Here is a 13,200-nt window from a genome sequence, read left to right as displayed (position 1 = left end):
AAGCCGCCGGCGCGATTGGTGCAGCCCGCCGCGGAAGGCGAGGCTGCCTCCGCGACGGATTCGGATCAAGCAATGAAATGCAGCGCGCCGCTTAGTCCGGCGCGATCACGTTGCAGCCGCTGGCCGAGCGCACGCGCCCGCAGGCGGTCTGCGCGCTGCCTTGGCTGAGGCCCGCCACGCGCGCCCGGTAGAGCGTCGCGCGGCCAACCTGCACCGGCATCACGACGACGCGGCCATTGCCCAGGTTGCCCTGCGCGCCCTGGGCCGCGCGGCGCGCCTGGTCCGTCGAGGTGAAGGCGCCGACCTGCACCGCCCAGTTGCCGTTGGTGGCGACGGCCGGGCGCAGGGCGGCGGGCAGCGTGCCCGCATTCGCCGTGCCGATGAAGCTGAAGCGCGAGGGCTGCGCGGCCACCGGCGGCCGGCTGGCCACGAGCTGCGGCACGGCGCGCTCGGAACGCGAATTGGCCTCGGCGAGGCGCGCGGCGCCTTCCGGCGTCGAGCCATCGGGGATCGGGTCCATGCGGGCCACGACGATGCTGCCGCTGGACGGGGTGGGCGCGGGCTCGCTGTCGCGGATCGGCTCCATCGCCGCGACGACCGTGCCCTCGGGCCGCCACACGCGGCCACCGCCGGATTCGGCCAGGCTGCCGCCACCGAGGCTGCTGGCGGCGAGGCTGCTGGCCACGGCGCCCGAGGAGCTGACGGCACCGCCGCCGGTCTCGGCGAGGCTGCCGCCACCGGATGGCGCGGCCGAGGCGAGCACCGTGCCGCCACGCACCGGCGCGATGCGCGGCTCGGCAGGCGGGAGGGAGGCGTACTGGGCGTTGGACTCGCGGATCTGGCGGGCCTCGGCCAGCGCCATCTGCATGCTCGCATCCATGCGGCGCGGGCCGGCGGGAATGCGCAGCGGAACCTCGGCGGCCGCGTAAACCTCGGCCGGCGCGCGGCGGACCGGGCTGGAACGGATCACGTTGGGGCCGACGCGGGCGACGTAGTTGCGCGTCTCGGCGGGCAGGCCGCGGTTGTTGTAGAGGTAGTCCTCCAGGCGCCGCGGGCCGGCGTTGTACGCGGCCAGGAAGGCGGGCGAACCGTAGAGGTTGTACATCTCGCGCAGATAGGCCGTGCCGGCCATCAGGTTGTCGTAGGGGTGGTAGGGGTCGTCGCCCAGGTCGTGGCGGCGCTGCAGCTCGCGATAGGTGCCGGGCATCACCTGCATCAGGCCCATGGCCCCGACGGGCGAGGTGGCGGTGGCGCGGCCGCCGGATTCCTGGCGCATCACGCTGCGGATCCACTGCTCCGGCACGTCGAAGCGGCGCGAGGCCTCGCGGATCCAGGGCCCCCACGGGTCGCTGGCCGGGCCCGGCGGATCATAGCTGCGGCGGGCGTGATGGCTGGATGCGGTGGGACCGCTCGACGGCTGCGATCCGCAGGCCGCGAGGCTCGCGATCACGCCAAGCGCAGCCAAAGGGCGAACCAGCCGACGGGCTCGGCGCACGACGAAGATGGGCATTCCCCAGAAACTCCCCCTGATCGCTGCCTGGAAACCGAGACGTCCCAGGAACCACCCCCATGGTCAACAGGACACGGCAGCGATGAAACCGAGCCGCACAGTGGGCATGGCTGAGGCCAGAACCTACCGGCGGCGCTCCCCATGGAGCAAGAAAAGAAGACCACATCAGGGCAAAGGTGACATGGCCCATGGCAGACGGCCGCATGCTGCGGCATGATGGTCACATGTTCAACCCCGGCCTGAAGATCGTTCCCGTTCTGTGCTTGTTGGCGGCCGGTTGCGGCCCTGGCGGCGCTCCCTCGCAGCCGGCGGATGCGACGGGTGCGACCTTGGCGCCACAGCCCTCGCGGCAGACCGGCCATGTGGTGGGCGTCCGTCCGCTGGGCTCGGCCTCGGCCGGCGAGTCGCGGCAGCGCGCGATCTCGCAGGTGCTGGCCGTCTCGACAGGCGGCAGCGCAAGTCAGCAGGCGGGGATGGAGGTCGTGGTGCGCCTGGATCGCGGCCGCGACATCGCCTTCACGCGGCCGGCGGGCGAGAGCTGGCGAATCGGCCAGCAGGTCAGCGTGACGACGGCCGAGCGGCCGGAGCTGCTGCCGGGGACCTAGGCCGCCAGGAGACGCGCCACCTCGAAAAGCAGCTTCTCCGCGCCATACCGGCCTACGAGCTGCACGCCGATCGGCCGCCCGTCCGGATGTGTCTCGCCCGGCACGTTCAGCCCCGGATACCCGACCGCATTCACCCAGGTCGAAAACACGTTCATCGCGCGCGGATGGCCCGGCTTGCCATCGATCTCGCGCGGGAACTCGTCCTCGGCCGGCCAGGCGGGGGCGGCGGCGCTGGGCATGAGCAGCAGGTCGTACGCGCCCCAGGCGGCCGAGACATCGGCGCGGAAGGCATTCAGCCGGTCCACCGCGTCCACCAGCTCGGGGATGGAAAGGCGCGATCCCCGTTCGGCCATCGGGCGCAGCGACTCGCTGGAATCGCTCGCCCAGCGCTTCGGGAAGCGGCTGGCCATCCGCGCCACCCCGGCCACGGGGATGATGCCCCAGATCTCCCGGATCGCGGCGAGGTCGTAGGGCGGCGCGGCGGGCGCGACCTCCAGGCCCAGCGACGCGAGCCGCTTGGCGGCCAGCTCCACGGCACGGCGCACATGCGGGTCCACCAGCTCCTGGCCATAGGCGTTGAGCCAGCCCACGCGGATGCCGCCATCCACCCGCGGATCCGGCGGCAGGCGCTGGGAGGTGGGGTCGCGCGCATCGGGGCCGATGAGCGCAGCGTAGAGCAGCTCCAGATCCTCCAGCGTCCCCGCGATGAGGCCGACGGCCTGGAAATCCATCGCCATGGGCGGGAAGCCCCAGCGGCGCGGGACGCGGCCATTGGAGGGGCGGAGCCCGTAGAGGCCCCCATAGCCCGCGGGCAGGCGCGTGGAGCCCCCGGCATCGGTCGCGACGCCCAGCGGCACCATGCCCGCGCAGATGGAGGCCACGGCCCCGCCGCTGGAACCGCCGGGCGTGAGTCGCGGATCCATCGGGTGGCGCGTGTGGCCCGTGACAGGGCTGAAGGTGCGGCCGGAAAGCGCGAATTCCGGCGTGCTGGTCTTGCCCATGATGATGGCGCCCGCCGCGCGCAGGCGTTCCACCACGATGTCGTCGCGCTCGGGCACATGGTCCTGGAAGAAGGTGCTGCCCCAGCGCGCGGGCATGCCCTTCACGAACAGGTTGTCCTTCACGCCGACCGGAACGCCATCGAGCGGCCCGAGGCGCTGGCCGGCCTTCTGCCGCGCCTCCGCCTCGCGCGCCGCCGCGCGGGCCTCCTCGGCCGCGACATGCGCCCAGGCGTGCAGCTCCCCGTCCAGCGCGGCGATGCGCGCGAGGCTCTGCTCGACGAGCGCGACCGGCGTCGTTTCCCCGGCGTCGAGCCGTCGCGCCATGCTCGCGGCGCTTTCGCGTTCGAATGTCCTCACGTCCAGTCTCCGGCCGGTTCAGGATGGGCCTGCTGGGCGAGCAGGCCATTGAGGGTGCGGGCCTCGCGCGACAGCAGCGCCGCGACACGCTCCAGCCGCTCCGGCTTCAGGCGCTCGGAGATCGCGACGATGCAGAGCGAGGCCGCGGGCGCCGCGCCGGCGCCGAAGGGCACCGCGACGCCGCGATAGCGCGCCACGAAACGGCCGGTGGTGACGGCGTAGCCGCGCCGGTCCGTCGCTTGCAGTTCCTCCCTCACCCGCTCGGGCGTGATGCGGTAGCGCGGGTAGCGCGCGGCATTGGCGAGGACCGCCTGCTCGCGCTCCGGCCGCGGCAGCGCCGCCAGCACGGCCAGCGCGCCCGCCCCGACGCCGAGCGGCCTCCGGTTCCCGACCTCCAGCGGCAGCGCCTTGATCGGGAAGCTGCCCTCGCAGCGGTCGAGGCAGAGCGCGTCCTCCCCGCTGCGGACGGTGAGGTAGGTGGAATCGCCCGTCGCCTCCGCCAGGCGCCGCAGGACCGGCTCGCAGAGCTTGCGCAGGTCGAAGGGCGGCGCGGCGGCGAGGCCGAGCTCGTAGAGCAACCGCCCCGGCCGATAGGCGCGGCTGGCGGCGTCCTTGGCCAGCAGCTCCTCCTTCACCAAGGCCTGGAGCATGCGATGCGCGGTGGAAGGAACCAGCCCGGTGGCCGAGGCCAGCGCGCCGAGGGAGGCGCCGCCACCCCGCGCGGCCGCGATCTCGCGCAGCAGGGCGGCGGTGCGGTGGATGGTCTGGGCGCCGTCACGGCTGCGTGGTGCGGATTTAGTGCGATTTTCTTCCACTATGTGGAACCATGCCTTGCGGGGAGAAAGCTTGCTTTGCATGGTCCGGGCAAGCAATCCCGGCAGCGCCCATTTTCCACATTGTGGACGCTCCTGAAGGATTGGACACGGAAGGACCATCGCCATCATCACGGCCGCCTCCAACCGGGAGTTCCGCCGATGCGCGCCTTTTCCCGCCGTGGCCTTTTCGCCGCCGCCGCCAGCCTCGCCGCCGCGCCCGCCTTCGGGCAGGTCGGCAACTTCCCCAATCGCAGCCTGCGCCTGCTGGTACCCTTCCCGCCCGCCGGCGCAGCGGACGTGATGTCGCGCGTCATCGCGGAAGCCGCGCGGCCCGCGATCGGGCAATCGGTGGTGGTGGAGAACCGCTCGGGCGGCGGCGGCTCCATCGGCACCGAGGCGGCGATCCGCTCGCCGGCCGATGGCTACACCGTCTTCATGGGCAACCAGTCCACGCACTCCTTCAACCCGGAGATGCGGACGCTGGGCTACGACCCCGCCGTGAGCCTCGTGCCCATCGCGGCCGCGGGGAACGTCGCGCAGGTCATCTACGTGCGGAACAACCTGGGCGTGACGGATGTCGCGGGCCTCATCGCCCTGGCGAAGTCGCGGCCCGGCCAGATCAGCTACGGCACCTCGGGCGTGGGGACCGGCACGCACCTTTCGATGCTGCTGCTGGAGAGCCATGCGGGGATCGAGCTGAATCACGTGCCCTTCCGGGGCACGGCGCCCGCGACGGCGGCGCTGCTCGCGGGCCAGGTGGACCTGACCATCGACACCATGCCGACCGCGCTGCCGCATATCCAATCCGGCAGCGTGCGGCCCATCGCGGTTACGACCGCCACGCGCCACCCGCGCCTGCCCGACGTGCCCGCCCTGACCGAGGCGGGATTCCGCGACTACGAGGCGGTGCTCTACTACGCGCTCTTCGTGCATGCGGACACGCCGGCGCCCATCGTGAACTGGCTCGGCGACAAGTTCGAGCAGCTGATGGCGCAGCCCGCCGTGGGCACGAAGCTGCTCGACATGGGCTGCGACCCGCTGCCCGTCTCCCGCGCCGACCTTCCCGCCTACATCGCCCGCGACCGCGCGCGCTGGGGCGCCGTCATCCGCCGCGCCAACATCCGCGTCGAGTAGCCAGCAAGGACAAGACCATGGAATTCGTCGATCTCAGCCGCGAGCTCTTCCACAAGACGCAGGCGCACCCCTCGCACCCGCCGGTCATCATGACGGTCTGGAACGATCATTCGGAGCCGAAGAAGGCGGGCAACACCACCTTCACCAGCAAGGCGCTCTCCATCGCGTTCTCCGACCACGCGGGCAGCCATGTGGACGCGCCGGTGCATTTCGACCCGCGCCCGGAGGCGCTCTCGATCGACCAGATGCCGCTGGAGAAGTTCTACACCTCCGCCTTCTGCATCGATCTCTCGCACGTGCCGCTGCGCACCTCCGCGACGCTGGAGGAGGTGCAGGCCGCCGTCGCCAAGTCCGGCCAGACCATCCAGAAGGGCGACACGGTGCTGATCTATTTCGGCACCACGAAGCTGCTCGGCACGCCCGCCTACCAGCACGACTTCGCCGGCCTCTCGATCCCCGCGATCCGGTGGCTGGCGGAGCAGGGCATCGGGATGTTCGGCGTGGAGGCCATCAGCCCCGCACCCGAGGGTGAGCCGAATTTCCAGGCGCACATGGTCTGCGCGGAGCTCGGCATCACGCATATGGAATGCCTGACCAACCTCGACGCGCTGCTCGGGCGCGGGCGCTTCACCTTCATCGGCTTCCCGCTGAAGATTCGCGGCGGCACGGCGAGTCCGATCCGCGCCGTCGCGATGTTCAACTGAGCGCTTTCCCTCCCGGAGGTTTTGCCTGTAGCGATTCGGGATGCACCTCCTGCAGCCCGAATTCGCCATCCCGCCGGAAGAGGCCCTCGACTTCGCGGCAAGGCGGGGCTTCGGCCTCGTCACCTGCTTCGACGGCGAGCGGCCCATCGGCTCGCAGGTTCCGTTCGTCCTGCGGCGCGACGGCGCGTCGCCGGTCGTGCAGTTCCACGTCACCCGCCTGAATCCCCTCGCCGCGCTGGCCGATGGCGCGCGGGAGTTCCTGCTCGTCGCCAACGGGCCGGACACCTACATCTCCAACGACTGGTACGCGCGGGCGGACAACGTCTCCACCTGGCTCTACGAGGCCGTGCACCTGACCGGCCCCGCGCGGCGGCTGGAACTCGCGGCCAATCGCGGGCATGGCGACGCGCTGCTCGCGGTGGCGGAGGCGCGGGTGCCGCCCAAGCCGCCCTGGGGCCTCGCCACCATGGAGCCGGGCAAGCGCGAGGCGATGCTGGCCGGCATCGTCTCCATCGAGATCGCGGTGGCGCGCGTCGAGGGGCAGCGGAAGCACAACCAGCTCAAGCCCGACGAGGACCACCTCGCCATCGTGCGGATGCTGGAGGCGCGGGGCGAACCGAACGGCCTCGAGATCGCGCGCCGGATGCGTGAGGCCCGGCCGCACCTGCCCTACTGAAAAATTTTCGCGGCCCCACATTTTTCCTCTTGCCGCAAATGCGAATTAGTCGCATTTAAGGCGGGCCGGGGGCTGAGGGGTCTTCCGGTCGGACTTAGCCGGGGATCTCGCAGAGGCCCATCCCGACGTAGGGCGCGCGGTGACTGCCGCTAGACGTGACCGCGTCGCTCGAAGAGATCCCCGGCCCTTGTCCGCTCCAAGGCCGGCCTTCGGCCCGGCGCCCCGCGCGCGTCCCCCGCTCCCCACATCCCACTGAAATACCTGTGTTATTTTTGCCGCGCCGGTAACTTTCATGCAGTATAGCTCTTGATGACATTGCGAGTCAGTTGCAATAAGCCGCCAGGGCAGGACAGCCTGCCTGACTGACGAGGCGAGCTATGACCGACATCCCTTTCCGCCACGCCGCATGGCTTCCCGCCGTCGCGCTGATGGCTTTCGCCACCGCAGCCCAGGCGCAGCCTGCTGAGGGTGCCTCTTCCGTCGAGCTGCCGCTGCTGAGCGTCGAGGGAGCCCAAGGCACGGCGCGCGGCCCGGTCACCGGCTACATCGCCCCCACCGCCCTCTCCGGCACCAAGACCGACACCTCGCTGCTCGAGACGCCGCAATCCGTCTCGGTCATCACGCGCGACCGCATGGACACGCAGAACGTCCAGTCGCTCGGCCAGGCGTTCCGCTATTCCGCCGGCACGCACATGGAGCAGTACGGCGAGGACACGCGCGGCGAGTATTTCACGATCCGCGGCTTCGCGGCCGACGTCTATCTCGACGGCCTGCGCGCCCCCGCCTCCAGCGGTTACGGCGCGCTGCGGATCGAGCCCTGGGGCATGGAGCGCATCGAGGTGCTGCGCGGCGCCAATTCCGGCCTCTACGGCCAGGGTGGGCCGGGCGGCATCGTCAACGGCATCAGCCGCACGCCCAATGCCGAGATGCGGAACACCGTCACGGGCCAGACCGGCAGCTTCAACCGGCTGCAGGGCGCCTTCGACCTGGGCGGCGCCGTCAATGCCGACGGGACGATCCGCTGGCGCATGAACGGCCTGGTCCGCAACAGCGACACCCAGGCCGACAATGTCCTGAACAACCGCTACTACATCGCGCCGTCCGTGCGCTGGCAGCCGAACGCGCAGACCTCGCTGACGCTGCTGGGCAGCCTGCTCTACGACGACACGGGATCCTCGGCGCAGTTCCTGCCGCCGCGCGGCACCGTGCTCTACAACCCGAACGGCCGCATCTCGCGCAGCCTCAACACGGGCGATCCGGATTTCGACAAGTTCTACCGGCGCCAGGCCACGCTCGGCTACATGCTGGAGCACCGGCCGGCGGACAACATCACGCTGCGCCAGAACATGCGCTACACCTACCAGTCGCTCGACTATCTCTCGATCTACCCCGCCGCGGCCTCGATCACGGACCGGCGTGCCGTGGTCCGCGGCGTGGGCAATGTGCAGTCCGCCTTCAACAACATCTCGGTCGACAACCAGGCGGAGTTCCGCTTCGGCACGGGGCCGCTGCAGCACACCGTGCTCGCGGGCCTCGACTATCGCTGGCAGTTCAACGCGAACCGCACCGCCACCGGCACGGGGCCGGGCCTCGACTTCTTCACGCCGACCTATGGCGTGCCGATCATGCGGCCCTCGCTCTACCGCGTCGGCGGCACGACGCTCAGCGTCACCAACAACAACCAGTTCCTGAACCAGCTCGGACTCTACGCGCAGGACCAGATCCGCTGGGGCAACTGGCAGCTGACGCTGACCGGCCGGCAGGACTATGCCTCGGTCGACACGCGCAACAATCTGACCGGCGCCAAGAGCAACCTGGAGGATAGCGCCTTCACCGGCCGCGTCGGCCTGCTCTACGCCGCGCCCATCGGCATCTCGCCCTATGTCAGCTACGCGACGTCGTTCAATCCTTCGACCGGCACCTACGCGCCGCAGCGCGGCGGCGGCACCTTCGAGCCGACGCGCGGCGAGCAGGTCGAGATCGGCATCAAGTTCCAGCCGCGCGGCATGAACAGCTTCGTCACGGCCGCCGCCTACGACCTGCGGCAGACCAACGTCTCGACGGCCGACCCGGTCTACACCGGCTACAACATCCAGTCGGGCGAGGTGCGCGTGCGCGGGCTGGAGCTCGAGGCCACGATGAACCTGATGCCCGGCCTGAACGTCATCGGCGCCGTGACCTATCAGGAGCCGGAGATCACGCAGGCGAACAACCTGACGCGCGGCAACCGCCCGGTCGCGGCGCCCAACCACTTCGCCTCGCTCTGGGCCGACTACACCTGGCGCGTGAACGACGACCTGAGCTTCGGCTTCGGCAGCGGCGTTCGCTATGTCGGGAACACGCTCGGCAACAACAGCACCGGCTCGATCTACCACGTGCCGAGCTACACCCTGGTCGATGCCATGGCGCGCGCCGACTACAAGAACTGGCGCCTGCAGCTCAACGCCACGAACCTCGGCGACGAGTACTATGTCGCGGCCTGCAGCGGCGGCGCCAACTGCGCCTACGGCATCGGCCGCAGCATCTACGCGACGCTGGCCTACCGGTGGTAAGCGCGGGCGCCATCGCCGAGGGCCTGCGCTGGCGCAACATGCGCCAGTGGCGCTGGCCGGGCGTGCTCTCCCGGACCATAGCCGCCATTCTCGGGGGCTATGGTCTGGCGTCGCTCGCCGCGATCTGCATGGCGCTCTTCCTGCCCATGACCCGGGCCGACGCGGTCGTGACCGGCATGCTGGCGAGCTTCGCCATCTATGCCGGCGCGGTCATCTGGGTCTTCGCCGCCTCCAGCGCCTGGCGCGCCTGGCTCGGCCTCCTCGTGCCACTGATCGCGATGGCCGCCGCCGCCTGGCTCGCCACGCGGGGGATTTCCGCGTGAAGAACGGCTTCCGCCAGTCCATGGCCTGGCTGCACACCTGGTCCGGCCTGCTGGTCGGCTGGATCCTCTTCGCCGTCTTCGCGACCGGCACCGCGACGTATTTCCGCAACGAGATCTCGCAATACATGCGGCCCGAGTTGCAGGCGTCCGAACAGTCGCTCGAGCGCACGGCCCAGCTCACCTTCGCGACCCTGCAGCGGATCGGCGCGGGATCGCCCACCTGGTTCATCGGCATGCCGGACGAGCGCGACCCGGGCGTGACCGTCTTCTACCGGCGGCAGGGCAGCACCCAGCGGCGCTTCGACTTCGCGACGCTCGACCCTGCGACGGGCGAGCCGGTGGAGGCGCGCGGCACGCGCGGCGGCGAATTCTTCTACCGCTTCCATTTCGAGCTCCACATGCAGCCCCTCTGGGGCCGCTGGATCGTGAGCTTCTGCGCCATGATGATGCTGGTCGCCATCATCAGCGGCATCATCACGCACCGGCGCATCTTCGCCGACTTCTTCACCTTCCGCCCCGGCAAGGCGGCCGGACGCTCCTGGCTGGACGCGCACAACGCCTTCGCGGTGCTGGCACTGCCCTACCACCTGATGATCACCTACACGGGCCTCATCACGCTGATGCTGATGACCATGCCCTGGGGGGCGCAGGTCGTGTACAAGGGCGACACGCGCGCCTTCTTCAACGAGGCGATCGGCGCCATGCCCGCGCCGCGCCCCGCGCGCCAGGCCGCGCCGCTCGCCGATCCCGGCCCCATGGTCGCCGCCGCGCTGCGCGAGTGGGGAAGCATCGGCCGCATCACCGTGAACCTGCCGGGCGACGCCCATGCCCTCGTGCAGGTCAGCCGCGGCGATGGCGACCGCCTCTCGGCCAATCCGCAGACCATGGTGTTCAACGGCGTCACGGGCGCGCACATCTCCACGACGCCGATGGAATCCGCCGCGGCGGCGACGCGCGGCGTGACCTATGGGCTGCATCAGGGCCGCTTCGCCAGGCCCGTGATGCGCGCGCTCTTTTTCCTCTCCGGCCTCGCTGGCTGCGCCATGGTGGCGACCGGCCTCGTGCTCTGGGCGGCGAAGATCCGGCAGAAGCAGACGGCGCGGAAGCGCCGTACCTTCGGCCTCTGGCTGGTGGATTCGCTGAACGTCGGCGCCGTGGCGGGCCTGCCCTTCGCCATGGCCGCCTTCTTCCACGCCAACCGCCTCCTCCCGCTGCACATCGAGGACCGGCAGGAATGGGAGGTGAAGGTGTTCTTCGCCGCCTGGGTTCTCACGCTCGTCCACGCCATGTTCCGCCGCATCGGCCGCGCCTGGATCGAGGTCTTCGCACTCGCCGCCATCGCCGCGCTCGCCCTGCCCCTCGTGAACTTCGCCACCACTGGCCGTCACCTGGGCGTAAGCCTGCTGCGCGGCGATGTGGTGATGGCGGGCATGGACCTCGGCTTCGTCTTCCTGGGCCTGCTCTTCGCCGCGATCGCGCGCAAGCTGTGGCTGCGGGACAAGGCGCCCGCGCCGGTCCGCAAGTCCCGCGTGCCGCGTCCGGCCGCCTCTGCCCCGGCCGAGGTGGAGCCCGCGTGATGCTGCTCCTCGGCACGTCGCTCGCCTATGCGGGCTTCCTCGCGCTCTGCCTTTCGCTGGAGCGGCACTATCGCGACGTGGTGGGCGGCAGGCCCTCCTCCCGCCGGGTGCTTGCCCTGCGCGTGCTGGGCTGGGCGCTGATCGCGCTTTCCGCCTGGCCCTGCGTCTCGGTCTGGGGCTGGGCCATGGGCTCCGTCGGCTGGTTCGGCCTGCTGACCGCCGCGGCCCTCGGCCTCGTCTACCTCCTGCCCTACGCGCCCCGGCTCGCCGCGGCGCTGGGGCCCACCCTGCCGGTACTCGCCGGCATCGCCGTGTTCATCACAAGAGGAATGCCATGATCACCCTCCGGATCTCCATGATCGCCGCCGCGGCGGCGATGACCGCGATGGTCTTCGCCTTCTCGGCCAACGCGCACCAGATCTGGCTGGAGCGCGACGGCAACACCGCGCGCATATATTTCGGCGAACCCGTCGAGAATGTCCGCGAGAAGACGGGCGGCCTGCTGGACCGCATCACCGGCGCCCGCATCAACGGCCCCGACGGCAATGCCCTGCCCGAGACGCGCGCCGAGGACCACATCGCGGTGACGCTGCCCGCCGGCATGGGCGATGTGCGGATGGTCGCGAATTCCTTCCCGCCCTTCGGCCGCGCGCCGGAGCGTACGCGCCCCGTCATGCTGGCGCGCGAGGGCCGCAGCGAGACGCGCGCCGCCATGGATCTGGAGCTCGTGCCCGTCACCGCGAACGGCAACGAGTTCACGCTGATGCTGCGCGGCCAGCCGCTGCCGCGCGCGGAAGTCACGCTCGTCGCGCCGCCGCGCTGGGAGCGCAAGCTGCGCACGGACGCCCAGGGCCGCGTCACCTTCGAGACGCCCTGGGCGGGCCGCTACGTGGCCGAGGTGATCCACCTCGAGAACACGCCGGGCGGCGAGGGCGATGGCGCCTATGCGCGCGTCCGCACGGTGTCCACCCTGTCCTTCACGGTGGCCCAGGGCATCGCCTGGAACAACTAGGTCCTCCAAGCGGACCGCACTCCAGGCCCGGGGCAGAGCCTCGGGCCCCTTCCCTGGCCAGGCTCGCCCTGGAGGCGGGCCACGGTTCGCCCGCCCGCACGCGATGATGCAGAATGCTCCCCCGAGCCTCAGTGACAGTGAACGGGAGTGACGCATTGACCGTGGAACGCACGAATCTTCCCAGCTATCGGTTGCCCGCCCTGGACCAGGATTTCCTCCTGGGGGATTCCATGCGCGGCGTGCGCTTCCAGCTCGAATACGCGAAGGCCGAGGAGGCGCTGCGGAACTGGCGCATCCGCTCGACCATCGTGGTCTTCGGCTCGGCCCGCGTGCGGGAGGATGGGCCGGGCCGCCAGCCCTTCTTCTACGAGCAGGCGCGCGCCTTCGGCCGCATCGCCTCGGAACGCGGGGGCGCGCTGCGCCTGATGACCGAAGGCATCCGCGACAACGTCATCGCGACCGGCGGCGGTCCGGGCATCATGGAGGCCGCGAACCGCGGCGCGGCCGACGTGGGCGCGCCCAATATCGGCTTCAACATCGGCCTGCTGCACGAGCAGTTCCCCAACGACTATTCGACGCCGGAGCTCACCTTCCGCTTCCACTACTTCGCCATGCGGAAGATGCATCTGGCGATGCGGGCCAATGCGCTCGTCGTCTTCCCCGGCGGCTTCGGCACGCTGGACGAGCTCTTCGAGATCCTGAACCTCCGCATCACCGACAAGGCGCCCCCCGTCGCCATCGTCCTGGTGGACGAGGCCTATTGGCGATCGGTCGTGAATTTCGACGCGCTGATCGAGCACGGCATGATCAGCGAGCAGGACATGAGCGTCTTCGCATTCGCCGGCAATGCCGAGGAAGCCTGGGCGAAGCTCGCCGCCGCCGGGCTGGAGGCGCACGACTGACGCGAATTTCCTTGTAGGCCAAGCCTGCAACC

General features: G+C 70.5%; 13 protein-coding genes. 10 read left to right on the top strand and 3 right to left on the bottom strand.

Annotated elements, in window-relative coordinates; all coding sequences use genetic code 11:
* Positions 1-91 precede the first annotated feature (91 nt).
* On the bottom strand, positions 92-1,510 hold the full coding sequence (locus tag WJM96_RS02980) for a transglycosylase SLT domain-containing protein (RefSeq protein WP_424810933.1): 1,419 nt from the start codon (positions 1,508-1,510) through the stop codon (positions 92-94).
* 188 nt (positions 1,511-1,698) lie between these two features.
* Between WJM96_RS02980 and WJM96_RS02975 the strand changes: the two genes are divergently transcribed.
* Positions 1,699-2,115, top strand: a complete 417-nt coding sequence (locus tag WJM96_RS02975) for a hypothetical protein (RefSeq protein ID WP_424810932.1) — start codon at positions 1,699-1,701, stop codon at positions 2,113-2,115.
* Here the strand turns inward: WJM96_RS02975 and WJM96_RS02970 are convergent.
* Together WJM96_RS02970 and WJM96_RS02965 are read right to left on the bottom strand one after the other, a co-directional pair.
* Positions 2,112-3,473, bottom strand: coding sequence for an amidase (locus WJM96_RS02970; RefSeq protein ID WP_424810931.1), 1,362 nt, complete (start codon positions 3,471-3,473; stop codon positions 2,112-2,114). The genes WJM96_RS02975 and WJM96_RS02970 overlap by 4 nt on opposite strands.
* Positions 3,470-4,288 carry an IclR family transcriptional regulator gene (locus tag WJM96_RS02965; RefSeq protein ID WP_424810930.1) on the bottom strand — a complete coding sequence of 273 codons (819 nt, stop codon included), beginning with the start codon at positions 4,286-4,288 and terminating at the stop codon, positions 3,470-3,472. The genes WJM96_RS02970 and WJM96_RS02965 overlap by 4 nt, the downstream gene beginning before the upstream one ends.
* A 159-nt stretch (positions 4,289-4,447) precedes the next feature.
* Between WJM96_RS02965 and WJM96_RS02960 the strand changes: the two genes are divergently transcribed.
* The 9 genes from WJM96_RS02960 (at position 4,448) to WJM96_RS02920 (ending at position 13,168) form a co-directional block, all read left to right on the top strand.
* Positions 4,448-5,422: a Bug family tripartite tricarboxylate transporter substrate binding protein gene (locus WJM96_RS02960; RefSeq protein WP_424810929.1), complete on the top strand. Its 975-nt coding sequence runs from the start codon at positions 4,448-4,450 to the stop codon at positions 5,420-5,422.
* A 17-nt stretch (positions 5,423-5,439) separates the two neighbouring features.
* Positions 5,440-6,126, top strand: coding sequence for a cyclase family protein (locus WJM96_RS02955; RefSeq protein ID WP_424810928.1), 687 nt, complete (start codon positions 5,440-5,442; stop codon positions 6,124-6,126).
* Between the two features lie 40 nt (positions 6,127-6,166).
* Entirely contained in the window at positions 6,167-6,802 is a 636-nt protein-coding gene (locus WJM96_RS02950; protein ID WP_424810927.1) for an FMN-binding negative transcriptional regulator, read from the top strand.
* Positions 6,803-7,179: 377 nt separating this feature from the next.
* Positions 7,180-9,354 carry a TonB-dependent siderophore receptor gene (locus tag WJM96_RS02945; RefSeq protein WP_424810926.1) on the top strand — a complete coding sequence of 725 codons (2,175 nt, stop codon included), beginning with the start codon at positions 7,180-7,182 and terminating at the stop codon, positions 9,352-9,354.
* Positions 9,348-9,677 carry a DUF3649 domain-containing protein gene (locus tag WJM96_RS02940; protein ID WP_424810925.1) on the top strand — a complete coding sequence of 110 codons (330 nt, stop codon included), beginning with the start codon at positions 9,348-9,350 and terminating at the stop codon, positions 9,675-9,677. Before WJM96_RS02945 ends, WJM96_RS02940 begins: the two co-directional genes overlap by 7 nt.
* Complete coding sequence (locus WJM96_RS02935) at positions 9,674-11,254, top strand: PepSY-associated TM helix domain-containing protein (protein ID WP_424810924.1); 1,581 nt, start codon at positions 9,674-9,676, stop codon at positions 11,252-11,254. The genes WJM96_RS02940 and WJM96_RS02935 overlap by 4 nt, the downstream gene beginning before the upstream one ends.
* The gene (locus tag WJM96_RS02930; RefSeq protein WP_424811814.1) at positions 11,254-11,592 is read left to right on the top strand and encodes a DUF3325 domain-containing protein; all 339 of its coding nucleotides are present in this window, start codon (positions 11,254-11,256) and stop codon (positions 11,590-11,592) included. Before WJM96_RS02935 ends, WJM96_RS02930 begins: the two co-directional genes overlap by 1 nt.
* The gene (locus tag WJM96_RS02925) at positions 11,589-12,266 is read left to right on the top strand and encodes a DUF4198 domain-containing protein (RefSeq protein WP_424810923.1); all 678 of its coding nucleotides are present in this window, start codon (positions 11,589-11,591) and stop codon (positions 12,264-12,266) included. The genes WJM96_RS02930 and WJM96_RS02925 overlap by 4 nt, the downstream gene beginning before the upstream one ends.
* 161 nt (positions 12,267-12,427) lie before the next feature.
* Positions 12,428-13,168, top strand: coding sequence for an LOG family protein (locus WJM96_RS02920; RefSeq protein WP_424810922.1), 741 nt, complete (start codon positions 12,428-12,430; stop codon positions 13,166-13,168).
* The last annotated feature ends 32 nt before the right edge of the window (positions 13,169-13,200 follow it).

Origin of the sequence: Roseococcus sp. YIM B11640 (genome assembly GCF_049727625.1) — a bacterium.
GTDB lineage: Bacteria > Pseudomonadota > Alphaproteobacteria > Acetobacterales > Acetobacteraceae > Roseococcus.
The sequence above is the reverse complement of the archived record's forward strand: the minus strand, read 5'-3'. Positions and strand labels throughout refer to the sequence as shown.

Bases quoted from the DNA above. Each gene is read 5' to 3' on its own strand.
- WJM96_RS02980 (WP_424810933.1), bottom strand. From the start codon at position 1,510: ATGCCCATCTTCGTCGTGCGCCGAGCCCGTCGGCTGGTTCGCCCTTTG.
- WJM96_RS02975 (WP_424810932.1), top strand. From the start codon at position 1,699: ATGGCAGACGGCCGCATGCTGCGGCATGATGGTCACATGTTCAACCCC.
- WJM96_RS02960 (WP_424810929.1), top strand. From the start codon at position 4,448: ATGCGCGCCTTTTCCCGCCGTGGCCTTTTCGCCGCCGCCGCCAGCCTC.
- WJM96_RS02955 (WP_424810928.1), top strand. From the start codon at position 5,440: ATGGAATTCGTCGATCTCAGCCGCGAGCTCTTCCACAAGACGCAGGCG.
- WJM96_RS02950 (WP_424810927.1), top strand. From the start codon at position 6,167: ATGCACCTCCTGCAGCCCGAATTCGCCATCCCGCCGGAAGAGGCCCTC.
- WJM96_RS02945 (WP_424810926.1), top strand. From the start codon at position 7,180: ATGACCGACATCCCTTTCCGCCACGCCGCATGGCTTCCCGCCGTCGCG.
- WJM96_RS02930 (WP_424811814.1), top strand. From the start codon at position 11,254: ATGCTGCTCCTCGGCACGTCGCTCGCCTATGCGGGCTTCCTCGCGCTC.
- WJM96_RS02925 (WP_424810923.1), top strand. From the start codon at position 11,589: ATGATCACCCTCCGGATCTCCATGATCGCCGCCGCGGCGGCGATGACC.